Source organism: Solibacillus sp. FSL R7-0682 (assembly GCF_038005985.1).
Lineage (GTDB): Bacteria > Bacillota > Bacilli > Bacillales_A > Planococcaceae > Solibacillus.
Genome location: NZ_JBBOUI010000001.1, coordinates 3,971,359 through 3,996,048, shown reverse-complemented (window position 1 = coordinate 3,996,048; position 24,690 = coordinate 3,971,359). Strand labels below are relative to the sequence as shown.

Below are 24,690 nucleotides of genomic sequence, written 5' to 3'. Positions count from 1 at the left end.
GCTCGTTCTTCCTTTCATTAAGACATTTCACATTTTGATTCGTATATAAAAAAGAAATGCTCTGTGTTTTTTTCAACGAACAGAGCTATTTATTATGCATTTTACATTCAAAAAGAAAGTTCATACACATAACCACATACTGTGGATAAATCTTATTCAAATAACGTGGAAATCTTTGTCCACAGATTATTAACAACTGTGGATAATTTATTTCCCGAAAAAGAATTCCACAAAATAAAACACAATTATCGTATCAAATAAAGTTAGGTATTTCAATAGTTAAACAATCTTATCCACATAATCATAAGTTATTAACCTACTAGTTGTCCACAGGTTTTGTATTTGTGTAAAACTTGTAGATAACGATTGTGGATAAAAAAATAATTAAAAAATATATTCACAGGTTTATAAAAGGTATTGTAAGTTATTGTGGATAACTACTTTAAACCTGTTTTATGATGAATCATGTAATTTTTTTATAGCATTTAAGGGAGAGAAGATAAAATTAACGACAACCATTGACAAAGAGATGTTTTTATTTATATAATGTCATGGTCTGTATGTAGAAATAGATATAGTAACACTCGAATTCAGGAGGTGTATATAAATGAAACGTACGTACCAACCTAAAAAGCGTAAGCACAGCAAAGTACACGGATTCCGCGCTCGCATGAGCACAAAAAACGGCCGTAACGTATTAGCTCGCCGTCGTAAAAAAGGAAGAAAAGTATTATCAGCATAAGTCCACTGAGCCACATCAGTGGTCTTTTTTTTCTTTTTACTAAATGAACGAAGTAAAAAAAGTACCAATGATTAGATGGAGCAGGTGAATGGATCAATGAATAAACGCCAACGTATTAAGAAAAATGAAGATTTTCAAAAGGTGTTTAAAAAAGGTAAGTCATTTGCGAATCGCCAGTTTGTCGTATATTGCTTAAAGCAAGAAGAGCAAGTAGAGCAAGAGGCGTTTCGTATTGGCTTATCAGTGAGTAAAAAAGTTGGAAACGCGGTCACTCGAGTGAGAGTGAAGCGCTATATTCGCCAAGCTTTTCTGGAGTTAAAAAATGAAGTAAGACAAGATATGGACTATGTTATTATCGCCAGAACACAGGCGGCCACATTAGATTTTCATGAAACAAAAAAAAGTTTGCAGCATGTTTTAAAAGTTGCAAGAGTATATAAAGGTTAAAATTCTGCTTCATAAAGGTTTGCTATCTAATAGGAACTGTTCAATAGTTTGAAATATACGATAAGATAATTTTCAAATTACTTGGAACAATTAGTAGTGTAGAAACATATACACATGGTAAACTGTTGTCATAAATTGAATAGGTTTGCTCTAGGAGGAAGAAGGTTGAAGAAAAATCTTTGGATTATGCTGTCGCTTGTATCTGTAGTATTACTACTTTCAGGTTGTACAGAATTTGACCAACCGATTTCAGCTGAAAGTGAAGGCTTTTGGAATGAATTTATCGTTTGGCCACTTGTATCATTCATCAAGCTTTTTGCAGATATGTTTGAAGGAAATGTAGCGAATTATGCATTTGCAATTATTATTGTAACAATTATTATTCGCTCAATTATTTTACCTTTAACAATTAAGCAAGTTAAAAGTTCTAAAAAAATGCAAGAAATTCAACCGAAGTTAAAGGAGCTACAAGAAAAGTACAGCTCTAAAGACGCGGTTACACAACAAAAATACCAGCAAGAAATGATGCAGTTAATGCAAACTTCTGGGGTTAACCCACTCGCTGGATGTTTACCAATCTTTATTCAAATGCCTATTTTAATTGGTTTCTATCATGCGATTAGCCGTATGAATGCATCACCTGCTTTTGAATTAGGCTCATTTTTATCACTCCCATTAGCGGAGCCGAGTATTTTATTAGCTGTTACAGCTGGTTTAATTCAATATGTTGTATTAATGACAGGTCCAGCAGTTGATAATCCGCAAATGAAAATCATGATGTATATCATGCCATTAATGATTGTTGGTTTTGGTATTATATTACCTGCCGCACTATCGTTATACTGGGTAGTCGGAAACATTATTTCTGTATTACAAAACCTTGCAATTTATAAACCTTGGAATAAAAATAAACCGGATGCTACCGATGCAGGAGGAGCGAAATAAGTGAAACAAACTACGCAAATAGGCGCAACAGTAGAAGAAGCGATCTCATTAGCGTTACAAAAGCTTGGCCATTCACGTGAACAAGTTGATGTGGAAGTTTTACAAGAAGGTAAAAAAGGATTTTTAGGTTTCGGCGCACGTAATGCAGAAGTTCGTGTGACGGTAAAGGAAATTGTTCAACAACAAGTGAATGAAGAAACTTTTGAACAACTAGCACCTGCATTAAAAGAAAAGCCGGTTGTGACTGAAGTTTTAGAGGATGAGCTAAGTTTTGTAGATGCTAAATCATCTATTCACCAAGAACAACAACAAGAAGTAGACCCTATTGATGAAGCAAAAGCTTATTTAACAAGCATTGCTGTAGAAATGGGAATTACAGATTTAACAATTGACCATACAACAGATGGCAAAAATGTAGCATTCAAGCTTTCGAGCGAAAAAGCAGCATTATTAATTGGTAAGCGCGGCTATACATTGAATGCCTTGCAACAATTAACGCAGCTAATGCTTAATAAAACAGCAAAGTCCTTTATGATTTTGCAAATGGATGTAGAGGATTACCGTGAACGTCGCCAAGTTGCACTCGAACAACTAGCTGCTCGAATGGCAGATAAAGCGATTCGTTCACGAAAACCTGTTGCATTCGAACCAATGGCTTCTTATGAACGGAAAATTATTCATAATGCATTAGCGAATCGTTTGGATATCGAAACGTATTCAGAAGGTACTGAACCGAATCGCTATTTAGTCATTGAACCAGTAAAATAACTATTTATTTGTACAGACAATTGAAACGGCCTATTCCATGTTGGATAGGTCGTTTTTTCTTGGTTTATTTTTGAACTAGCTAAAAACGACATTACTTTTGATTTTAGTCGAAATATGTTAATCTAAATTGTTAGAGAGTATAGCACGGATGTGATTTATCCACATGTGGATAACACTGAAATAGGAGGATATAAATGGAATTCGATACGATTGCTGCGATATCCACACCAATGGGAGAAGGAGCTATTGCCATTGTTCGTTTAAGTGGCGACGAGGCAGTAGCAATTGCAGATCAAATATTTAAATCACCAGCTAACAAGCGATTAGTAGAGGTACCAACTCATACGATACATTATGGACATTTAGTGGATCCAAAGACGAACGAAATTGTAGAAGAGGTCATGTTGTCTCTTATGCGTGGTCCAAAAACATTTACACGCGAAGATGTAGTTGAAATTAACTGTCACGGAGGTATTGTTTCAGTCAACCGTGTGCTGCAGCTTGTATTACGTAGTGGTGCGCGGTTAGCAGAGCCGGGGGAATTTACAAAACGAGCATTTTTAAATGGGCGAATTGACTTATCACAGGCTGAAGCAGTAATGGATTTAATTCGTGCTAAAACGGATCGCGCGATGAATGTGGCATTAGGTCAAATGGATGGAAAGCTTTCAAGACTAATTACCTCACTTCGTCAAGCATTAATCGAGACATTAGCGCAAGTAGAAGTTAATATTGATTATCCAGAGTATGATGATGTAGAAGAAATGACAATTCCCGTATTACTTGAAAAATGTGGTTGGGTACGGGAAGAAATTATTAAGTTATTACAAACTTCGTCTCAAGGGAAAATTTTACGTGAAGGCCTATCTACCGTTATTTTAGGACGTCCTAACGTAGGAAAATCTTCGCTATTAAATAGCTTAGTCCAAGAAAATAAAGCAATTGTAACCGATATTGCAGGAACAACTCGTGATATCATTGAAGAGTATGTGAATGTACGCGGTGTACCGTTACGTTTAGTAGATACAGCAGGGATTCGTGAAACAGAAGATATAGTGGAACGAATTGGTGTAGAACGCTCTCGTGAAGCACTAAAAGATGCGGATTTAATTTTACTTGTATTAAACTACGGTGAAGAATTATCAGCCGAAGACGAGCGTTTATTTGAAACAATTCAAGCTATGGATTATATCGTAGTTGTTAATAAAACGGATATCGAACGTAAAATCGATTTAAATCGTGTGCATGAATTAGCAGGCAAACATCGAGTAGTTACAACATCTCTATTAAAAGAAGAAGGTGTTATTGAGCTAGAAGAGGCGATTGCTGCGCTTTTCTTTGAAGGACAAGTAGAAGCAAATGATTTAACGTATGTTTCAAATGCCCGCCATATCGCGTTATTACATCAAGCACAAGCAACGATTGAAGAAGCATTAATGGCTGCTGAGTCTGGTGTACCTGTTGATATGATTCAAATTGATGTGACACGTACTTGGGAAATTCTTGGGGAAATTATAGGAGATACTGTGCAGGAGAGCTTAATTAATCAGCTGTTCTCACAATTCTGTTTAGGAAAATAATTTATTTTTGCTTTTTAAATTCAGCTATCTGCATTTTATAGGAAAGGGTAAAATAGCCTTTTTAGTATAAATAGAGGAGCAGGCTTATAAAGAGCAGTTATCAGAAAGGAAGAAACTACATGCCAACACAATATGAGGCAGGTAATTATGATGTAATTGTTGTCGGTTCTGGTCACGCGGGGGTAGAAGCAGCTTATGCCGCTGCCAAAACGGGTGCAAAAACATTAATGCTAACAATCAACTTAGAGTTAATTGCGTTCATGCCATGTAACCCATCGGTAGGCGGTCCTGCAAAAGGAATCGTTGTACGTGAAATCGATGCATTAGGCGGTTTAATGGGACGTGTGATCGATAAAACGCATATTCAAATGCGTATGTTAAATACAGCGAAAGGTCCTGCAGTACGTGCATTACGTGCGCAAGCGGATAAGCAACTGTATCAACGTGAAATGAAACGCTTGTTAGAAGAAGAGCAAAATCTTCAAATTCGACAAGCTATGGTAGAAGAGTTAATTATTGAAGAAGGCGAAGTAAAGGGTGTTATTACACAAGTTGGTGCGATTTATCGCGCGGATGCCGTTGTTTTAACAACAGGTACATTCCTACGTGGGGAAATCATTATTGGAGACTTAAAGTATTCATCAGGTCCAAATAACCAACAACCATCGATTAAATTAGCCGATAACTTAAAAGACTTAGGCTTTAATATGGTGCGCTTTAAAACGGGGACACCTCCACGTGTGAATAGCCGTACAATTGATTATTCAAAAACGGAAATTCAACCTGGGGATGAAGAACCACGCGCATTTAGTTATGAAACAACGGAATATATTACAGATCAGCTACCTTGCTGGTTAACATATACGAGTGAACAAACTCACGATATTATTAATGCGAACTTGCACCTTTCACCAATGTTCTCAGGTATGATTAAAGGTACAGGACCACGTTATTGCCCATCCATTGAGGATAAAATTACGCGTTTCGCAGATAAACCAAGACACCAAATTTTCCTTGAGCCAGAGGGACGTGATACACAAGAAGTATATGTACAAGGTTTCTCGACTTCCTTACCAGAGCATGTACAACGTGAAATGGTTGCTTCAATTCCAGGTTTAGAAAACGCAGAAATTATGCGTGCTGGTTATGCTATTGAGTATGATGCAATCGTTCCAACGCAATTGTGGCCAACGCTAGAGACAAAGGCTATTAAAGGTCTTTATACAGCAGGTCAGTTAAATGGTACATCTGGTTATGAAGAAGCAGCTGGTCAAGGGTTAATGGCAGGTATAAACGCAGGGTTGAAAGTACAAGGGAAAGAAGAAATTATCCTTTCTCGTTCAGATGCATACATCGGTGTATTAATTGATGATTTAGTAACGAAGGGGACAAATGAGCCGTATCGCTTATTAACATCTCGTGCAGAATATCGATTATTACTACGCCACGACAATGCGGATTTACGTTTAACAGATGTTGGGTATAAAGTAGGCTTAATTTCTGAAGAGCGCTACGCTCACTTTACGAAAAAACGTCAGCAAGTGGAAGGTGAAATTACACGTTTGCGCGAAATTATTGTTAAGCCAAATGAAAAAACACAAGAATTAGTCCGTTCAGTAGGTGGTGCAGAATTAAAAGATGGCATTCGTGCATCTGATTTTGTAAAACGTACAGAAATGACATATGACCTAGTGGCAAGTTTAATTGAACCGACAGTAGAGCCTTTAAGTGAAGAAGTATGTGAACAAGTTGAAATTCAATTAAAGTATGAGGGCTATATTCAAAAGGCGTTACAGCAAGTTGAAAAGTTAAAGAAAATGGAAGATAAAAAAATCCCAGAAAACATCGACTATGATGCAATTGGTAGTTTAGCTTCTGAAGCATTGCAAAAGCTAAAACAAGTTCGTCCACTTTCTATTGCTCAGGCTTCTCGTATTTCGGGTGTAAATCCTGCTGATATTTCAATCTTACTTGTCTATATTGAGCAAGGAAAAATTGCTAAAATTACTACGAACTAATGATTAAGAGCGTCTTTACCACTAAAAGGCGCTCCTTCATTTTGAATAAAAAGGGGTTTTTTGATGAACGAGCAACAATTTATTGAAGCACTGAGGGCAAAAGGTATTGAACTTTCAGAGCAACAAATCGCTCAATTTAAAAAATATTTTGAGCTACTAGTTGAGTGGAACGAGAAAATGAATCTAACAGCGATTACGGACTTTGAAGGGGTTTACTTAAAACATTTTTATGATTCTATTAGTGCTTCCTTCTATTTTGATTTTACAAAGGTCACTACTGTTTGTGATGTTGGTGCTGGAGCCGGTTTCCCAAGTATCCCAATTAAAATTTGTTTCCCACATTTAAAAATTACAATTGTTGATTCATTAAATAAACGCATTACATTTTTAAATCACCTTACAAATGAATTACAATTAGACCATATGACATTTGTGCATGCACGTGCAGAAGAATTTGGTCAAAATGCTACATATCGTGAGCAGTTCGATGTAGTAACAGCTCGTGCAGTAGCACGTCTTTCAGTACTTTCAGAGTTATGTATTCCTTTAGCTAAAGAAGGTGGCTACTTCGTGGCATTAAAGGCAGCTGCAGGTGCAGAAGAAATGAAGGATGCGGCAAAAGCAATTACGACGTTAGGTGCAAAATTTAAAGAAGAATTTACTTTCCATTTACCGGTAGAAGAAAGTGAGCGTTCTTTATTTATTTTTGATAAGATTAAAGGGACACCGAAAAAATATCCACGTAAACCGGGTGTTCCAAATAAATCACCCATTAAATAATAGATTTAGCCTGCATTAACGTGCAGAACTACCGGTTATAGGCCTAATTAATGAAGTTTAACAATTTGTGGTGAAGACCTCCCACATTTTGAAGTTTCACTTTATTTACTAGATTAAATATAAATTATGAAATGTTTTCTGCTTTTGATGCATACATATTTATATTTAAGTTTATTTTTCCAAATAACTGTTTAAAGGACTCTGTACATTTGTTAGCGAATCATAAATAATATTGAATATGAGCTAGATAGTTTCTTAAAGGTGGTGCCACACGGATGAAAAGTACTTTTTCACGTTTTTTCGGAGGAGGGGCAAAGCAAGAGCCTGAAGTAAAAAGTGAAGTAGAAGTAATGGAGAATATCTCGATGGCTTCAGAAGAAGTAGTTAAAATTCCAATAGATAAAATCATTCCGAACCGTTATCAGCCACGTACAGTTTTTGATGATGAGAAGATTGAAGAATTAGCAAGAACGATTCATACACATGGTGTAATTCAACCGATTGTGATTCGTCCGATGGGGGACGGGTCTGGTAATTATGAGATTATTGCAGGTGAACGTCGTTACCGCGCGATGAAATCTTTACAATGGACAGAGGTCCCAGCAATTGTTCGTAATTTAAATGATCGGGAGACAGCTTCGATTGCATTGATTGAAAACCTTCAACGAGAAGAATTAACAGCAATTGAAGAAGCGCTGGCCTATCAGCAATTATTAGAATTGCATTCGCTGACACAAGAGGCCCTTGCGCAACGTCTAGGTAAAGGACAATCTACCGTTGCGAATAAGCTTCGTTTATTGAAGCTCCCTCAATTTGTACAAGAGGCCATTTTAAATCGTGAAATTACAGAACGACATGCACGTGCATTAATTGCGATTAAAGATGAACAATTACAATTGCAATTAATTGCTGCAACAAAAGAATTTGACTGGAACGTAAGACAGCTAGAAGAGCAAATTCAAGTAATTTTACATCCAGAAGAGCCAGAAGTGAAAAAGCGTAAAGCTAGTAGAAAAGCCATTAGTAAGGATGTTCGAATTGCTTTAAATACGATTAAGCAATCGTTAACAATGGTAACGAAAAGCGGAATCAATGTAAAAACGGAAGAAGAGGACACAGAGGAATACTATCAAATTACTGTGAAAATTCCGAAAAATAAATAATCATTTACCTTCTATATGTAATATGTAGAAGGTTTTTTTCATAGTGAAAAAGATTAAAAGCCTTATAAAATTTCATTTTGAAAGAAAATTTGTTTTCTTACATCGTTTTCAATGATTTTTTGGTAGAATTGAAGTAGATTAGAGTGAACAACAGAAAAATGTTAATCTTTAAAAATTTTCACAATTTCATGAACGAATCAACCTAAATTGAAGTGATGAAAGCAGGTGCGCATTTGGGACGTATAATTGCAATTGCCAATCAAAAAGGTGGCGTTGGAAAAACAACGACATCCGTAAATTTAAGTGCATGTTTAGCTTTTTTAGGAAAGAAAGTGTTAATAATCGATATCGATCCTCAAGGTAATGCTTCAAGTGGCCTTGGAATCCGAAAAGGTGATTTAGAAAGCTGTGTTTATGATGTGTTAATTAATGATGAAGATATTAAGAGTGTTATTCAACAAACAGGTGTAGAAAATTTGTATATTGTACCTGCAACAATTTCATTAGCAGGTGCAGAAATTGAGCTCGTTTCTACAATTTCACGTGAAGTAAGATTAAAAAAGTCATTGCAAGAAGTAAAAGGGAACTTTGATTACATTATTATTGATTGTCCACCATCATTGGGATTACTTACTATTAATGCATTGACTGCAGCAGATGCCCTTATTATTCCGGTTCAATGTGAGTATTATGCGTTAGAAGGATTAAGTCAGTTGTTGTCAACGGTGCGACTTGTACAGAAACATTTAAATAAAGAGTTAATGATTGATGGCGTACTATTGACGATGCTTGATGCACGTACAAATTTAGGTCTTCAAGTCATTGATGAGGTAAAGCGCTATTTCCAAGATAAAGTGTACCGCTCAATTATTCCACGAAATATTCGTTTAAGTGAGGCACCAAGCCATGGAAAGCCAGTAATTTTATACGATGCGAAATCTCGTGGAGCAGAATTATATTTAGAGTTTGCAAGGGAAGTGATTAAAAATGGTTAAAGGTTTAGGTAAAGGCATCGATGCTTTGTTTCGTGAAGAAGCAGTACATAAAGAAGATCAAGTACAACAAATTGCTATGACAAAAATTTTAGCAAACCCTTTTCAACCACGTAAAATTTTCGATGAAACAGCAATTGAAGAGTTAGCAGCATCTATTGTGGAGCATGGTATTATTCAGCCGATTGTTGTAAGAAGAAAAGATAAAAAATATCAAATTGTTGCAGGTGAGAGAAGATTCCGTGCAGCAAAACACGCAGGCCTTACAGAAATTCCAGTAATCGTGAAAGATTTTAATGAGCAGCAAATGATGGAAGTGGCAATTTTAGAAAACTTGCAACGCGAAGATTTAACACCTATTGAAGAGGCTGAAGCATATAATAGTTTAATTAACCAATTAAATTTTACACAAGAGGATTTAGCAAAGCGTTTAGGCAAAAGTCGCCCACATATTGCTAACTTAATTCGATTATTACAATTACCTGAAGATATTCGGGAACTTGTAAATCAAGGAGAGCTTTCAATGGGGCATGGCCGTGCCTTACTTGGATTAAAAAATAAACGTCGCATTCCTGATGTTGCAAAAAAGGTAAAAAAAGATCAATTAAATGTTCGCCAACTTGAAAAGTATATTCAGGATGTAAATGAGGACGTTTCACGTGAAACAAAAAAAGTAAAAAAAGATATTCATGTGCAAGCAACAGAAACACAATTACGAGAGTTTTTTGGAACGCATGTACAAATTAAAAAGGCTAAGAATAAAGGGAAAATCGAAATTGAATTTTATTCTGAAGATGACTTACATCGTATTTTAGAAATTTTGAATATAGAGGAACAATAGGAGCATCGAAATTTGATGCCCTATTTTTTTGTGAAAAAGGACCACCATTTTATCAAACTATTATTTTGTTCGTTACATTCACATGTTAAAATCAGAAGTATTCGATTTTTCAAATTATTAAAGTAAAGAAAGAGGCTCACTTCATGGTATTACTCGGCTCATTTTTGAATGCACTTTTTATTGTGATAGGTGCATTACTAGGACGTTTATTTAAAAATATCCCGGAGTCTATGCAGCAAACCGTCATGTCCATTATTGGTTTAGTTGTTGCGATATTAGGTATTCAAATGGGAATGGAAAGCAGTAACTTTATTATTATTGTAATCAGTTTAGTTGTCGGAACAGTCATCGGTGAATGGCTGGACCTAGAGAAAAGATTTAATAGCTTTGGTCAATGGGTTGAGTCTCTTTTTGGAAAAAAAACACAGCAAGGTACTATTGCAGAGGGTTTTGTTACAGCCACCCTTATTTTTGTCATTGGCTCAATGGCCATTATCGGCGCACTTGATAGTGGGCTACGTAATGATCATAATGTGTTAATTACAAAAGGTATTATTGATGGTTTTATGTCGATTATATTAGCCTCTACATTAGGAATAGGCGTTTTACTTTCTGCAATTCCCGTTTTTCTTTATCAAGGAGTCATTGCGTTATTAGCAGGTACCATTAGTACATATATTCCTCAAGAGGCACTTGATTTATTTATTAAAGAGATGACTGCAACGGGTGGGGTTATGATTTTAGCAATAGGTTTGAATATTGCTGGATTAACGAAAATCCGCGTAGCCAATTTGCTGCCGAGTATTGTAATAGTTGGGATACTCGTTGCCATTATTTTTCGCTTTCAGTAAGTGACGTTGCCAAGCAAGCATTAATGCACGAACGATTTTATCGCTCATTGAATAGGTTACATGTAGTCTCGTATTTTGTAAGACAGATGCTTCCATAAAGCCTCCTACGTTTACAATTCCTTTAATAGATAGGTTACCGATGGGAGGTAACTGTTTTTTAACAGCCTTCCCTGGGTAGAGAGGACCTTCTTGAATTAAAATCGATCCGATTGTATTGGCTTCACCTAAACAAGCGTCGATAGCTACAACAAATGGGTTTTGATATTCCCTTTTTAGCTCTTCGTATCTATCAATTATATTTAATGCGTGTAGAGGCGTTTCTAATGTGCCAAAAATGCGAAACGGAAACGAAAATGTGTGATGCAGTTGACTCCCGATAATTGGTCCGAGTGCATCACCAGTAGAACGGTCTGTACCGATGCAGCAAAATACCAATTCATCATGATCAAATGGAATGTGGTTTAAAAAACTTTCACTTAAATCCCATACCGTACTTGGATGCTCATAGTGAAATACATTATTTTGCTGAAATGCCTGAAATTGTTTCATTAAAGCTCAACTCCTTTTTTACGTAAGTAGATTACTCGAGAAATATGATGAAATGCGTTATATTTATGCAGTATATTCAATTTGAAAGTTTGTTATACAAGAGGTGAAAATTTTGGAAGAAGAATTAACAATTGATATTGCAAAAACTGATTTAAAGGGGCTCGCGAAATATTCGAGGGACCTTTGGGATTATTTTATGAGTCAAGAATTTTGGGATATGATTTTTACGGTATCGGTGAAAATTTTATCGATTATTATAATTTCATATTTAGTAGTATGGATAGGTAAGAAAGTCATTGCGCGTGTGTTTTTGATTCGCGTTCGTAATAACGAACGACGTCAAATTACGATTGTAAAGCTTTTACAAAGCGTACTAAGTTACTTAGTGTATTTTTCTGCGATTATGGGAATTCTATCCGCGGTTAATATTCAAGTAGCAGGTTTAATTGCCGGTGCCGGGATTGCATCCGTTGCGATTGCGTTTGGTGCGCAAAACTTAGTAAAGGATGTTATTACAGGGTTCTTTATTATTTTGGAAGATCAATTTAGTGTTGGGGATTATGTCAGAATTAATGCTGCTGAAGGAACTGTTATGGAAATTGGTCTTCGTACGACTAAAATTAAAGGTGGTACAGGAGAGCAGTTTATTATTCCAAACGGAAGTATTACAGAAGTAATTAACTTTTCAATTAATAACTCGAAGGCATTTATTGATATGCAAGTTTCGCTAGATGCAAATATTGAAAAAGTGCAAAAGGTGATTCAAGATTATTTAGAAACACTTCCTACGTTTCACGAGGAACTTGTAACAGCACCGGTATTTTTGGGAATAACGAATACAACGAGTACGGAGGCAACTATCCGTATTACCGTAGAGACATTACCACTTAAACAATATGCTATTTCACGCATTATTCGAAAAGATGTAATCGATATATTAACAAAGAACGGGATTCCGTTAGCTGTTCCAAAAATGATGTTCTACGAAAGAGGTCAAGGAGGAGAATAAGTAATGGAAGGAAAGATTTATCAATTAAATGACGTAGTTGAAATGAAAAAACAGCACCCTTGTGGCACGAATGAATGGAAGATTATTCGTGTAGGAGCAGATATTCGAATTAAATGTGAAGGCTGTGGACATAGTGTCCTGATTCCTCGTCGTGAGTTTGAAAAGAAAATGAAAAAAGTCCTTCGTTCAGCAGAAGCGAAATAGACTTTTAAGCGAGTAATCAATATAATAGACAAGGTTATAGAAATTTAGCAAAAATGGACCGAACATAGAAAGGTTGTGTCAAAATGGCATTAACAGCTGGTATTGTTGGATTACCGAACGTAGGAAAATCCACATTATTTAACGCAATTACAAAAGCAGGCGCACTTGCAGCAAACTACCCGTTCGCAACAATCGATCCAAACGTTGGGGTTGTAGAAGTACCTGATTATCGTTTACAAAAACTAACTGAATTAGTTGAACCGAAAAAAACGGTACCTACTTCATTTGAATTTACGGATATTGCGGGAATCGTAAAAGGGGCATCCCAAGGTGAAGGTTTAGGAAACAAATTCTTATCACACATTCGCGAAGTAGATGCGATTTGCCAAGTTGTACGTTGTTTCGAAGATGAAAACATTACACACGTTGCAGGGAATGTAAACCCAATTGACGATATCGAAGTCATTAATTTAGAGCTTGTATTAGCAGATTTAGAATCAGTGGACAAGCGTTTACAAAAAGTATCTAAAATGGCCAAGCAAAAAGATAAAGAAGCATTAATTGAAGAGCCTATTTTAGTGAAAATTAAAGAAGCATTAGAAAATGATCTACCAGCACGAGCAGTTGAACTTTCTGAAGATGACTTAAAAGTTATTAAAGGTTTACACTTATTAACGATTAAACCAATGCTTTATGTAGCAAACGTGTCAGAAGACGAAGTAGCAGATGCTGACAACAACAAATACGTACAAATGGTACGTGAATTTGCTGCTAAAGAAGGCTCAAAAGTGATTACAGTTTGTGCAAAAGTAGAAGAAGAAATTTCTGAGTTAGATGATGATGAGAAAGCAATGTTCTTAGAAGAGCTAGGAATTAAAGAGTCGGGTCTTGACCAATTAATCCGTGCTTCTTATGACTTATTAGGCTTAGCAACGTACTTCACAGCTGGTGTACAAGAAGTACGTGCTTGGACATTCCGTAAAGGCATGAAAGCCCCTCAATGTGCGGGTGTTATTCATACTGACTTTGAGCGCGGTTTCATCCGTGCAGAAACGGTTTCTTTTGAAGATTTAGTAGAAGCTGGGTCACATGCAGCTGCAAAAGAAACAGGTAAGGTTCGTTCAGAAGGTAAAGAGTACGTCGTTCAAGATGGCGATGTTATGCTATTCCGTTTTAACGTATAAAATTAAAACTCGATTTACTCCTAAGACTGTGAGTAAATCGAGTTTTTTATTAAAGATAAATATAAAGTTTTGGCTCTTTCGGGTCATCCTTCACGACAGCTTCTTCTGGATATTTTCTTAATTCTTTATACATATAAAAATCCCCTATAGCACCGGCAATTAGAAGAGCTCCTAATAAAACAAGAAGAAAATTATCAATAGAAAAACCAACTATTGCTGGGAGGACACCAGTTGTCCAAAAGGGTAAAAGTAATGCTTTTTTCATCGCAGCATTTGATAAAGGCTTTTTAGTTGTTGCATATGCAACGCCTAATTTTAAATTGACGCCATAATCAAGTTCCTTGTAGGCTACTTTGCCGAATAGCATAAACCCAATTAAATGAAAAGCTTCATGAAGTATGATAAGTAATAGATAGCTTGTAAAAAGAATCATGAAATCCCAAATGGAAAATTCAAATTGAAAACGTTGATGAATAAGCATATTCATAATGACAAAAATAATAACTAACAAGATCGTTAAAATAATATTGTCCCGGGCAATTTTTTTCATATCGAGTTCAACGACAATAGGTTGTTGATCCATTTCATCCCTCCTCGTATTCTTTTTAATTATAACAAAGGTTGGATTCCAATATAGAAGGTAAAGCTAGTTGCGCCTAATAAGGAAATGTGATACAATTCATTGATGTGAGTAATAGAAGTTACTTACTCCTTGCTCCCTACTTGCTAGGAGAGCCCAAGTCCATAAGGAGGTGCAAACACAAATGAGAAAGTATGAATTAATGTACATCATCCGCCCAAACATTGAAGAAGATGCGAAGAAAGCTTTAGTAGAGCGTTTCAACGAAATCTTAACTTCAAACGGTGCTGAGATCGTTGAAGCAAAAGAGTGGGGTAAACGCCGCTTAGCTTACGAAATCAACGACTTCCGCGAAGGTTTCTACCAAATCGTGAAAGTTAACGCTGATACAGCTGCTATCAACGAATACACTCGTTTAGCAAACATCAGCGAAGACATTATCCGTCATATCGCTGTTCGTGAAGAAGAAAAATAATTTTTAAATTTAAATGCTGAGAAAAGGAGGGTGTACTGATGATCAACCGTGTCGTATTAGTCGGAAGACTGACAAAGGATCCAGAGCTTCGTTACACACCGAGTGGCGTTCCAATGGCGCGTTTTACAGTTGCTGTAAATCGTACTTTTTCGAACCAATCAGGTGAAAAAGAAGCTGATTTCATAGGCTGTATTGCTTGGAGAAAACAAGCTGAAAACTTAGCAAACTTCATGAGAAAAGGAAGTTTGATTGGTGTAGAAGGTCGTATTCAAACAGGTAGCTTTGAAGGACAAGATGGGAAGCGTGTATACACGACAGATGTAGTAGCAGATGCAGTGCAGTTCTTAGAGCCGCGCGGAGGAGCGAACCAATCTCAAGGTATGCCAAATCAACAGTATGGTGGACAGGGCTATGGTGGCGGTCAACCGTCTTACAATAGTCAACCAAACCAACAATTTGGTGGTGCGCAACCACAGCAAGATTCTTATGGTTCATATCAACAACCACCTCAAAATCAGCAAAACTATACACGTGTAGATGAAGATCCATTTGCTAATAGTAAAGGACCGATTGAGGTTTCAGAAGACGATTTACCGTTCTAAGAAATTTTGAGTGTCTACAAATTAAAAATTAAAAGGAGGAACACGATAATGGCACCACGTCGCGGAGGCCGCAAACGCCGTAAAGTTTGCTACTTCACTTCTAATAACATTACGCACATCGACTACAAAGATGTAGATCTTTTAAAGAAATTCATCTCTGAGCGCGGTAAAATTTTACCACGTCGCGTAACAGGTACTTCTGCTAAATACCAACGTAAACTTACATCTGCAATCAAAGTTTCACGTATTATGGCTTTATTACCATTCGTTGCTGAAGACAAATAAGAACAAGATAAGTACAACAAGGGTTTAATTTAACCTTTGTTGTATTTTTTTGCTTATTTTGAGTTTGTAAGTGTTGGAAATAAAAGTGGTCATTATGTTTTGTTAAAAAATGAGGTCGATATAATGGATAAATTTATTAAAATTATTATAACAATTTCTCTTGTAGCTTTAGCTATAAATAGTTATTTTATAGTTGCTTATTTAAAGAATATAGTAGAATTGCTTGCTGGATTACTTAATTCTCATTGATAGAAATACTCAGAACCATATAAGACGTACAAAATCCACCATTAGATTTTGTGCGTTTTTTCTTCTATATAATAGGAAGTGGGAATTTCTATTGCTTGTTCGGTAACGCTAGTTTGTTTGCCCATATAAAAATGGTACAATAGAGTAGTTAGAAAAAATATTAGGTTGATATAAATTTTTCTTTTCAATCAGCCTTTAAAAAGATCCATACGTGAAGGCATATGCTACACGGGCGGTCTTTTTAATTTTAGATAAGGAAGGTTCTCAATGCAAAATAATCAATCAAAAAGGCTAGCACATGGGGCTATGATGATTGCGCTATTTACCGTGTTAATGGCTGTTGTATTCTTTGTGCCCTTGGTAAGCATAATTGCAATGTTTTTTGCTCCATTGCCGATTATTTGGTACAGTGCGACCTACGATAGAAAGTCTTCATTCTTAGTGGCTATTATCGCTATATTTGTTCCTTTTTTTATTGGAGGATTGTTCATTTTACCAGTGTCCTTCATTTTTGCAGCAGCAGGTGTAGTAATTGGTGATGCAATTTACAATAAAAAGAGCAAATTGTTTATGTTTCTCTCCACAAGTGTTGTCATATTAATTACATTTTCAATTCAGTACCTGATCTCAATACGTTTGCTAGGTATTGATTTTATTAAAGAATCAATAGAGCTAATGCGTACAAGCTATAAGGAATCCATTGAATTGGCCACAAAAATATCGGGTCAACCGGCTCCAGAACAAATGCTGGACAGTATGAATAAAATGATGGATACAGTTGAAATGACGATACCAGCTTCAATTACGTTAGGGGTATTGTTAGTGTCGTTACTATTAATAACAGTGAATTTACCATTATTAAAACGCTTCAAAATAGATGTCCCAAAGTTCTCGCAGTTTAGCGAATTGCGTTTACCTCGTGCAGTTTTATGGTACTATTTAATCGTTTTATCGATTAATTTATTTGTTCGCCCAGATGTAGATTCAGCATTGGCAATGGTTATGTTAAATATCTCGATTATTTTATGGGTATTGTTAACAATCCAAGGCATTTCGTTTATTCATTTTGTATTAGATGCTTATAAGCAGCCAAAATTTCTTAAAGTGCTGATTACTATAATGGCTATTCCTTTATATTCTTTTGTTATTTTAATTGGAATAATTGATTTAGGATTTAATGCACGCGGATTCATTCAGGAAAAGAGTCAAAAATGAGGAGCTGATTGAAATGGGGATTTTTCGTAAAAGACCAATTCGATATCCACTTTTAGTACTAGCCATACTAGGTATAGTAGCAGCTGTCCTTATGATGAGTTGGAATGTATGGATTGGTATTGCCTATATTTTAGTATTTGCATGCGTGATGTATTATACGATGAAGCTTGAAATGCTGACGTATATAGAAACAGAAAAACATATTGAAACCCTTTCATATCGTATGAAAAATGTAGGGGAAGAAGCATTTTTAGAAATGCCCTTTGGTATTTTATTGATAAATGATGAAAACACAGTCGAGTGGGCAAATCCATTTATGTTAAAAGTGCTGCAAGCAGAAACATTAATTGGTCACGATTTATTTACAATATCAGAAGATTTGCATGCATTTCTGCTTCAAGATCAAGAAGATGAATTAATTCTTACTCTTCAAGATCGAAAGTATCACGTGTATTATAGAAAAGCAGAAAAATTAATTTATTTCTTTGATGTGACAAAGCAAGTTGAAATTGAAACACAGTATTTTGCCGATCGAACAGTGCTAGGTATTATATTCATTGATAATTATGATGAAATAACATCCGGAATGGATGACCAAGCAAGGAGTTTAACCAATTCGATGGTGACATCAATTATTAATGAGTGGGCAGCCCATTATGGAATATTTGCAAAACGAATTGCATCAGACCGTTTTATGGCTGTATTAAATGAGTCGATTCTCGAAGAGTTAGAGCAAAAACGTTTTTCAATTTTAGATGTTATCCGTGAACGAACGATGCAAAAAAACCTATCATTAACTTTAAGTATTGGTATTGGCGCAGGTTCGCAAAACTTATTGGAGCTTGGTCAGCTAGCGCAATCAAGCCTTGACTTAGTATTAGGGCGTGGGGGCGACCAAGTAGCCATCAAGGAAACAAATGGTAAAATTCGTTTCTATGGAGGAAAAACGAACCCTATTGAAAAACGAACGAGGGTACGAGCACGTGTCATTTCCCACGCTTTACGCGATTTAATACAAGATAGTGATCGTGTGTTTGTAATGGGACATAAAAATCCTGATATGGATTCAATCGGTGCCTCTGTAGGTGTACGAAAAATGGCAGAAATGAATGAAGTGGAAGGCTTTATTGTTGTTAATTTTGATGAAGTCCGTGGTAGTGTGGATCGCTTAATGAATGAACTTAAAGAAAAGACAGACTTTTATGATCGGTTCATCACACCGGATGAGGCGCTCTCAAAAATGACGTCAAAATCTTTAGTCATTATTGTAGATACTCATAAGCCTAGCATGGTAATCGATAATCGCTTATTAGATAAAACGGATAAGATTGTTGTCATTGATCATCATCGACGTGGGGAAGAATTTATATTTAATCCGACGCTCGTTTATATGGAACCATATGCGTCATCTACTGCCGAACTTGTAACAGAGCTATTAGAATACCAACCACAAAATGAAAAATTAGTGACACTTGAAGCAACAGCTCTATTATCTGGTATTATAGTGGATACAAAAAGCTTTACGCTGAGAACCGGTGCCCGTACATTTGAGGCAGCCTCATATTTACGTACGCTCGGTGCGGATACAGTATTAATTCAGCGCTTATTAAAAGAAGATGTTGATACGTACGTTACCCGCTCAAAAATTATACAAACGGTTGATTTCCCTTACAAGGGGATTGCTGTCGCAAATGGCGAAGAATCAAAAGTATATGACTCAGTATTAATTGCACAAACAGCGGACATTTTGCTGACATTAAAAGATGTCGGAGCATCGTTTGTCGTAGCACACCGTAATGATGGATTAATCGGTATAAGTGCCCGTTCATTAGGTGAAATAAATGTTCAGCTCGTTATGGAAAAGCTTGGTGGTGGAGGACATTTAACAAATGCAGCTACACAGATCGAAGCAAGTACTATAGATGAAGCTAAAAAATATTTATATCAAGCAATTGGTGAAATCGTCGAAGGGAGTAAGGAATCATGAAAGTAGTATTTTTAAAAGATGTTAAAGGTTCAGGTAAAAAAGGTGAAATTAAAGAAGTGGCAGAAGGTTATGGCCGCAACTTTTTAATTAAAAATGGTTATGCCAAAGAAGCAACAAGCCAAGCTTTAAGTGAATTACAAGGCCAAAAGCGTCTAGCTGAAAAAAATGCTGCAGCTGAATTACAAGCTGCTAAAGATTTAAAAGAGCAATTAGAAGCAATTACAGTAGAGGTAAAAGCTAAATCAGGAGAAGGCGGTCGTTTATTCGGCTCAGTTTCTACAAAACAAATTGCTGAGGCATTACAAAAGAAACATGGTTTTAAAGTTGACAAGCGTAAAATGGAGTGCAATGACGGAATTCGTTCATTAGGCTTTACAAACGTTCCTGTAAAATTACATCATGATGTAAAGGCTACTTTAAAAGTGCATGTAATTGAAGAATAAGGAGCGACAACGATGAACGAATCCATGATGGATCGCGTTCCGCCACATAATAATGAAGCCGAGCAATCGGTCCTTGGCGCGATCTTCCTTGAACCGCAAGCACTTATAACAGCATCTGAAATTGTTATTGCCGATGATTTTTATCATATTGCACATCAAAAGATTTTCCAAACGATGCTGAATTTAAGCGATAAAGGAAAAGCGATAGATGTTGTCACAGTTACAGAAGAATTATCAGCAAAAAAAGAGTTAGAAGATGTCGGGGGGCTTAGTTACTTAACGGAGCTTGCTAATGCCGTTCCTACAGCTGCTAATATTGCACACTATGCAAAAATTGTAGAGGAAAAGGCACTATTACGCCGCCTTATTCGTGTAGCATCAAAAATAGCTGATGATGGTTATACACGTGAGGACGAAGTAGAGGTTCTTTTAGCAGAAGCTGAAAAGAAAATGCTTGAAGTATCCAATCGTAAAAATGCAGGGGACTTTAAGCATGTAAAAGATGTATTAGTTCAAACATTTGATAACATTGAACAGCTGCAATCACGTGACGGGGACGTGACAGGTATTCCTACTGGCTTCCGCGACCTTGATAAAATGACTGCAGGGTTTCAACGTAATGATTTAATTATTGTTGCAGCACGTCCATCTGTTGGTAAAACAGCCTTTGCGCTGAATGTTGCACAAAGCGTTGCGGTTAAAGCACGTGAAAATGTGGCAATCTTCTCACTAGAGATGGGTGCAGACCAACTTGTCATGCGTATGTTATGTGCGGAAGGAAATATTGATGCACAACGCTTACGTACAGGGGCTTTAGAAGCAGAAGACTGGAGTAAGCTTACGATGGCCATGGGAAGTTTATCGAATTCAGGTATTTTTATTGATGATACTCCGGGTGTACGTATTACAGATATTCGGGCAAAATGCCGACGACTGGCGAAGGAACAAGGATTAGGAATGATCCTCATCGATTACTTGCAGCTAATTTTAGGTAGTGGTAAGCCTGGCGAAAACCGTCAGCAAGAAGTATCGGAGATTTCTCGTTCGTTAAAGGGCTTAGCCCGAGAGTTAAAAGTACCGGTTATTGCTTTATCACAGCTTTCTCGTGGTGTAGAGCAACGTCAAGATAAGCGTCCAATGATGAGCGACTTACGTGAATCTGGTTCGATTGAGCAAGATGCGGATATTGTAGCTTTCTTATATCGTGATGATTACTATGATAAAGAATCGGAAAGCAAGGATATTATTGAAATAATTATTGCTAAGCAACGTAACGGTCCAACTGGTACAGTAAGCTTAGCATTCCGAAAAGAGTATAATAAATTTTTAAATTTAGATTTTACCCCGCCACCCAGGGAAGAATGACCATTAAACACGAACGTTAATCAGAAGTGATTAAAATATGTTCGTGTTTTTTGTTGCTTTTTTAATTCCGAATTGTTAAAATGTTCATGGTTCATAAGTAGGGACGTTTATACGTTCGTCGGAGGTGCTCGAGTATGACAGCAGTAGTTGTAGTAGGTACACAATGGGGAGACGAAGGAAAAGGAAAGATTACGGATTTCCTTTCAAAAAAGGCCGATGCGATCGCACGCTTTGCTGGCGGAGATAACGCAGGTCATACAATTAAAATAGGTGAAGAAACATATAAGCTTCATTTAATTCCATCAGGTATTTTTTATTCAGATAAATTGTCTGTTATCGGAAATGGTGTCGTACTTAATCCTAAATCGATTGTAAAAGAGTTAAAAGGGTTACAAGAACGTGGTATTGATACATCAAACTTACGTATTTCCAATCGTGCACACGTGATTTTACCTTATCATATTCATCAGGATATTGTTGACGAAGCAAGTCGTGGTGATCAAAAAATTGGTACAACAGCAAAAGGAATTGGACCATGCTATCAAGACAAAGTAGGTCGCATTGGGATTCGTGTCGCAGATTTATTAGATAAAGATATTTTTGAGAAGAAGTTAAGAGCGAATTTAGAATTAAAAAATCGATTATTTACAAAGTTTTACGAAGTAGAAGGATTAAAATTTGAAGATATTTTTGAAGAGTATTATGCATATGGACAAGAAATTGCGAAATATGTAACAGATACATCGAAAGTATTAAATGATGTGATTGATAAAGGCGGGAAAGTATTATTCGAAGGTGCACAAGGAATTATGCTTGATGTTGATCAAGGTACATATCCGTTCGTAACATCTTCAAATCCTGTCGCAGGTGGTATAGCCATTGGTTCGGGCGTTGGACCAAATGCTGTGGAGCGTGTTGTAGGTGTTTGTAAAGCATATACATCTCGTGTAGGAGATGGTCCATTCCCAACAGAGTTACATGACGAAGTGGGGCATCAAATTCGTGAGGTTGGTCGTGAATACGGCACGACAACAGGTCGTCCCCGCCGTGTAGGCTGGTTTGATTCTGTCGTTGTCCGTCACTCTCGCCGTGTTTCTGGAATTACGGATTTAGCTTTAAACTCAATTGATGTTCTTTCAGGTCTTGAGACAGTCAAAATTTGTACAGCGTACAACTACAACGGTGAAATTATTACTGAGTATCCGGCGAATTTAGAAATTATTGATAAGTGCCAGCCAATTTATGAAGAGCTACCAGGATGGTCTGAAGATGTGACAGGTGTCCGCACATTAGAAGAATTACCAGAGAACGCACGTAATTATATTAATCGTATTCTTGAAATAACAGGGATTAATTTAATGACATTCTCTGTAGGACCAGCTCGAGAGCAAACAAATATCGTAAATGGTATTTGGGAGTAAAAAATAGATCATAAAAGAAGCCCTCTAATAGTTAAATTAGAGGGTTTTTTAATGTTTTTAATTGAAGAAGTTAAACGAAAAAAATAATAAATTTCATTAAGAAAAGATAGTTTTTTACTCTAAAAATAGACGTTAAAACGCATAATAAAAGTAGGCTTTGAATATAAAAAAGAATGTAGAACTTACTAGTAATACAGAATGTAACAAATTTTTAGAAAATAATACAATTTCATTACAAATCGAATTTATAGTTCATTTGAAATGAGAAATATGATACATTAACGGAGTGTGATTTTTATATAAGGAAAAAAACTACATTTTATTTCAAATAGATAAGATATTTTTGGAAGGGGCTTTATCATGAGTTCAAATAGAAACAAAATAGACTTAAAGGACTTTAAGCTAAGTCTAAAGAATGGTCACAATAGTAAACTAAAAATCGCAGCAGTAATGGCATTAATTGTTTCAACTGTGACATTCAACCTTGGTTTCGCAAATGAAGCAGATAAAGAAAAATTTGATAAAATTTATCACGTATATGTGGCTGATGCATATATCGGTGCAGTTGCAAATGAAGCTTCGATCCAACAATTAGTTGAACAGAAAGAGCAAGAGGCAACTATGCAGTACAAGGATTTAACAATCGATGCAGGCTCTGATATTACGATTATCCCTGAACAAGTATTCAAGGTAGATGCGAAAGAGCAAGAAACATTAACTAAGCTGCAAGAAGCAATTTCAGTTCAAGCACAGGCTTACTCATTGCAAATCGGTGATACTGTTATTGCATCTTTAAAGGATCAAAAGGATTTTGAAGCCGTAATAGACGGATTAAAGCTTCAATATGTATCACAACAACAACTAGATGAATTAGAAACGAGAGCTACTTCTACTTCTCTTCCCGAATTACAGGCAGGTCAAACACGTCTTGTTGATGTTGCACTATCTGCAGATGTGACAGGACAAGAGATTTCAGTGGAGCCTTCGGAAATTGTATCCGTACAAGAAGCGATCCAATTACTCCAAACAGGTACGCTTGAAACGGAAAGCTATGCAGTACAGGCGGGGGATGTATTAGGATCAATCGCTAAAAAACACGATTTAACAATTGCGCAATTATTAGAATTAAACCCATCTTTAACAGTCGATTCGATTCTTCAAATAGGGAATCAATTGAATGTAACGGTTGAAAAGCCATACGTTTCAGTAAAAGCCATTTATGAAAAGAAAGCAGCTCAAGAAATAGAATTTGATAAAATCGTAGAAGAAGACGAAACAAAGCTTAAAGGTGAAAGAATTGTTAAACAAGAGGGCGCTAATGGTAAGAAGGAAGTTTCTTATTTAATTACCGAAGAAAATGGGGTACGCACTGAGCTTGTTCCAACGGCTGAGGAAATTATAGTTGAACCTCAAGATTATGTCGTTGTTATCGGGACTAAAGTAATTCCTTCAGTGGGGACAGGTACATTTGCATGGCCTGCAAATGGCGGTTATATTTCAAGTCAAATGGGCCATCGTTGGGGACGTTACCATTATGGAATAGATATTGCTCGTCCATCTAATTATACAATTAAGGCATCAGATAATGGTGTTGTAAAGACTGCCGGAAAACATTCAACATACGGAAATTATGTTGTTATTGATCATAATAACGGTTACGAGTCACTATATGCGCATTTATCAAAAATTGATGTAACAGTAGGGCAAGTTGTTGAGCAAGGTTCTGCTATTGGTGTAATGGGTTCAACAGGTCGTTCAACAGGAACACATTTACACTTTGAAATCCATAAAAATGGAGCAGAAGTTAACCCACTAGCATATTTAAATTAATTGACATCGGAGACAGTCCAAGTTTATTTGGGCTGTCCTTTTTTAGTAGAATAGTAAACGGTACCATATACTTTCTATAACATAGATTTTTATAAATTATAGTAATATATTTCCCGGAAAATAATTAATTGAAAATATCTGTTTAATGAAAAGAAACAAAAAGCA

The 24,690-nt window shown here is 36.3% G+C and carries 26 protein-coding genes; 24 read left to right on the top strand and 2 right to left on the bottom strand.

Features of this window, described 5'->3' with window-relative positions:
- Positions 1-607: 607 nt before the first annotated feature.
- The 11 genes from rpmH to MKZ17_RS20120 all read left to right on the top strand — a co-directional run bounded on the left by rpmH (position 608) and on the right by MKZ17_RS20120 (position 11,127).
- Positions 608-742: a 50S ribosomal protein L34 gene (rpmH, locus tag MKZ17_RS20170; protein WP_008408389.1), complete on the top strand. Its 135-nt coding sequence runs from the start codon at positions 608-610 to the stop codon at positions 740-742.
- A gap of 96 nt (positions 743-838) precedes the next feature.
- Entirely contained in the window at positions 839-1,189 is a 351-nt protein-coding gene (rnpA, locus tag MKZ17_RS20165; RefSeq protein ID WP_340725475.1) for a ribonuclease P protein component, read from the top strand.
- Positions 1,190-1,354: 165 nt separating this feature from the next.
- Positions 1,355-2,134 (top strand): membrane protein insertase YidC, encoded by a 780-nt coding sequence (gene yidC / locus MKZ17_RS20160; RefSeq protein WP_340725474.1) that lies wholly within the window; start codon positions 1,355-1,357, stop codon positions 2,132-2,134.
- Positions 2,135-2,902 (top strand): RNA-binding cell elongation regulator Jag/EloR, encoded by a 768-nt coding sequence (jag, locus tag MKZ17_RS20155; protein ID WP_340725473.1) that lies wholly within the window; start codon positions 2,135-2,137, stop codon positions 2,900-2,902.
- Between the two features lie 194 nt (positions 2,903-3,096).
- A complete protein-coding gene (mnmE, locus tag MKZ17_RS20150; protein ID WP_340725472.1) occupies positions 3,097-4,482 on the top strand; it encodes a tRNA uridine-5-carboxymethylaminomethyl(34) synthesis GTPase MnmE in 1,386 nt (461 codons plus the stop codon).
- Between the two features lie 119 nt (positions 4,483-4,601).
- Positions 4,602-6,500 (top strand): tRNA uridine-5-carboxymethylaminomethyl(34) synthesis enzyme MnmG, encoded by a 1,899-nt coding sequence (gene mnmG, locus MKZ17_RS20145; protein ID WP_340725471.1) that lies wholly within the window; start codon positions 4,602-4,604, stop codon positions 6,498-6,500.
- 63 nt (positions 6,501-6,563) lie between these two features.
- Complete coding sequence (rsmG, locus tag MKZ17_RS20140) at positions 6,564-7,280, top strand: 16S rRNA (guanine(527)-N(7))-methyltransferase RsmG (RefSeq protein ID WP_340725470.1); 717 nt, start codon at positions 6,564-6,566, stop codon at positions 7,278-7,280.
- A gap of 275 nt (positions 7,281-7,555) precedes the next feature.
- Positions 7,556-8,443, top strand: a complete 888-nt coding sequence (gene noc, locus MKZ17_RS20135) for a nucleoid occlusion protein (protein WP_340725469.1) — start codon at positions 7,556-7,558, stop codon at positions 8,441-8,443.
- A 233-nt stretch (positions 8,444-8,676) separates the two neighbouring features.
- Positions 8,677-9,438, top strand: a complete 762-nt coding sequence (locus MKZ17_RS20130; protein WP_340725468.1) for a ParA family protein — start codon at positions 8,677-8,679, stop codon at positions 9,436-9,438.
- Positions 9,431-10,276: a ParB/RepB/Spo0J family partition protein gene (locus MKZ17_RS20125; RefSeq protein WP_340725467.1), complete on the top strand. Its 846-nt coding sequence runs from the start codon at positions 9,431-9,433 to the stop codon at positions 10,274-10,276. The genes MKZ17_RS20130 and MKZ17_RS20125 overlap by 8 nt, the downstream gene beginning before the upstream one ends.
- A gap of 143 nt (positions 10,277-10,419) precedes the next feature.
- Positions 10,420-11,127 (top strand): DUF554 domain-containing protein, encoded by a 708-nt coding sequence (locus MKZ17_RS20120; RefSeq protein WP_340725466.1) that lies wholly within the window; start codon positions 10,420-10,422, stop codon positions 11,125-11,127.
- On the opposite strand, the gene yyaC is transcribed toward MKZ17_RS20120, so the two are convergent.
- The gene (gene yyaC, locus MKZ17_RS20115; RefSeq protein ID WP_340725465.1) at positions 11,044-11,676 is read right to left on the bottom strand and encodes a spore protease YyaC; all 633 of its coding nucleotides are present in this window, start codon (positions 11,674-11,676) and stop codon (positions 11,044-11,046) included. The genes MKZ17_RS20120 and yyaC overlap by 84 nt on opposite strands.
- A gap of 196 nt (positions 11,677-11,872) precedes the next feature.
- On the opposite strand from yyaC, the gene MKZ17_RS20110 reads away from it, so the two are divergent.
- From MKZ17_RS20110 to ychF, 3 genes are all read left to right on the top strand, one after another.
- Entirely contained in the window at positions 11,873-12,685 is an 813-nt protein-coding gene (locus tag MKZ17_RS20110) for a mechanosensitive ion channel family protein (protein WP_445326958.1), read from the top strand.
- Between the two features lie 3 nt (positions 12,686-12,688).
- Complete coding sequence (locus tag MKZ17_RS20105) at positions 12,689-12,889, top strand: DUF951 domain-containing protein (RefSeq protein ID WP_340725463.1); 201 nt, start codon at positions 12,689-12,691, stop codon at positions 12,887-12,889.
- Between the two features lie 83 nt (positions 12,890-12,972).
- Complete coding sequence (ychF, locus tag MKZ17_RS20100; RefSeq protein ID WP_340725462.1) at positions 12,973-14,073, top strand: redox-regulated ATPase YchF; 1,101 nt, start codon at positions 12,973-12,975, stop codon at positions 14,071-14,073.
- A gap of 49 nt (positions 14,074-14,122) precedes the next feature.
- On the opposite strand, the gene MKZ17_RS20095 is transcribed toward ychF, so the two are convergent.
- Positions 14,123-14,656 (bottom strand): DUF3267 domain-containing protein, encoded by a 534-nt coding sequence (locus tag MKZ17_RS20095; RefSeq protein WP_340725461.1) that lies wholly within the window; start codon positions 14,654-14,656, stop codon positions 14,123-14,125.
- Between the two features lie 181 nt (positions 14,657-14,837).
- Between MKZ17_RS20095 and rpsF the strand changes: the two genes are divergently transcribed.
- The 10 genes from rpsF to MKZ17_RS20045 all read left to right on the top strand — a co-directional run bounded on the left by rpsF (position 14,838) and on the right by MKZ17_RS20045 (position 24,525).
- On the top strand, positions 14,838-15,128 hold the full coding sequence (gene rpsF / locus MKZ17_RS20090; protein WP_340725460.1) for a 30S ribosomal protein S6: 291 nt from the start codon (positions 14,838-14,840) through the stop codon (positions 15,126-15,128).
- A 38-nt stretch (positions 15,129-15,166) separates the two neighbouring features.
- Positions 15,167-15,730, top strand: coding sequence for a single-stranded DNA-binding protein (ssb, locus tag MKZ17_RS20085; protein ID WP_340725459.1), 564 nt, complete (start codon positions 15,167-15,169; stop codon positions 15,728-15,730).
- Positions 15,731-15,775: 45 nt separating this feature from the next.
- Complete coding sequence (rpsR, locus tag MKZ17_RS20080) at positions 15,776-16,015, top strand: 30S ribosomal protein S18 (RefSeq protein ID WP_188227411.1); 240 nt, start codon at positions 15,776-15,778, stop codon at positions 16,013-16,015.
- 123 nt (positions 16,016-16,138) lie between these two features.
- Positions 16,139-16,264, top strand: a complete 126-nt coding sequence (locus MKZ17_RS20075) for a hypothetical protein (RefSeq protein ID WP_340725458.1) — start codon at positions 16,139-16,141, stop codon at positions 16,262-16,264.
- A gap of 267 nt (positions 16,265-16,531) precedes the next feature.
- Positions 16,532-17,479: a YybS family protein gene (locus MKZ17_RS20070; RefSeq protein ID WP_340725457.1), complete on the top strand. Its 948-nt coding sequence runs from the start codon at positions 16,532-16,534 to the stop codon at positions 17,477-17,479.
- 13 nt (positions 17,480-17,492) lie between these two features.
- Positions 17,493-19,466, top strand: coding sequence for a DHH family phosphoesterase (locus tag MKZ17_RS20065; protein ID WP_340725456.1), 1,974 nt, complete (start codon positions 17,493-17,495; stop codon positions 19,464-19,466).
- Positions 19,463-19,909: a 50S ribosomal protein L9 gene (gene rplI / locus MKZ17_RS20060; RefSeq protein ID WP_340725455.1), complete on the top strand. Its 447-nt coding sequence runs from the start codon at positions 19,463-19,465 to the stop codon at positions 19,907-19,909. The genes MKZ17_RS20065 and rplI overlap by 4 nt, the downstream gene beginning before the upstream one ends.
- Positions 19,910-19,921: 12 nt before the next feature.
- A complete protein-coding gene (dnaB, locus tag MKZ17_RS20055) occupies positions 19,922-21,274 on the top strand; it encodes a replicative DNA helicase (protein ID WP_340725454.1) in 1,353 nt (450 codons plus the stop codon).
- Positions 21,275-21,408: 134 nt separating this feature from the next.
- Positions 21,409-22,695: an adenylosuccinate synthase gene (locus MKZ17_RS20050; RefSeq protein ID WP_340725453.1), complete on the top strand. Its 1,287-nt coding sequence runs from the start codon at positions 21,409-21,411 to the stop codon at positions 22,693-22,695.
- 360 nt (positions 22,696-23,055) lie between these two features.
- Positions 23,056-24,525 (top strand): M23 family metallopeptidase, encoded by a 1,470-nt coding sequence (locus tag MKZ17_RS20045; RefSeq protein WP_340725452.1) that lies wholly within the window; start codon positions 23,056-23,058, stop codon positions 24,523-24,525.
- The last annotated feature ends 165 nt before the right edge of the window (positions 24,526-24,690 follow it).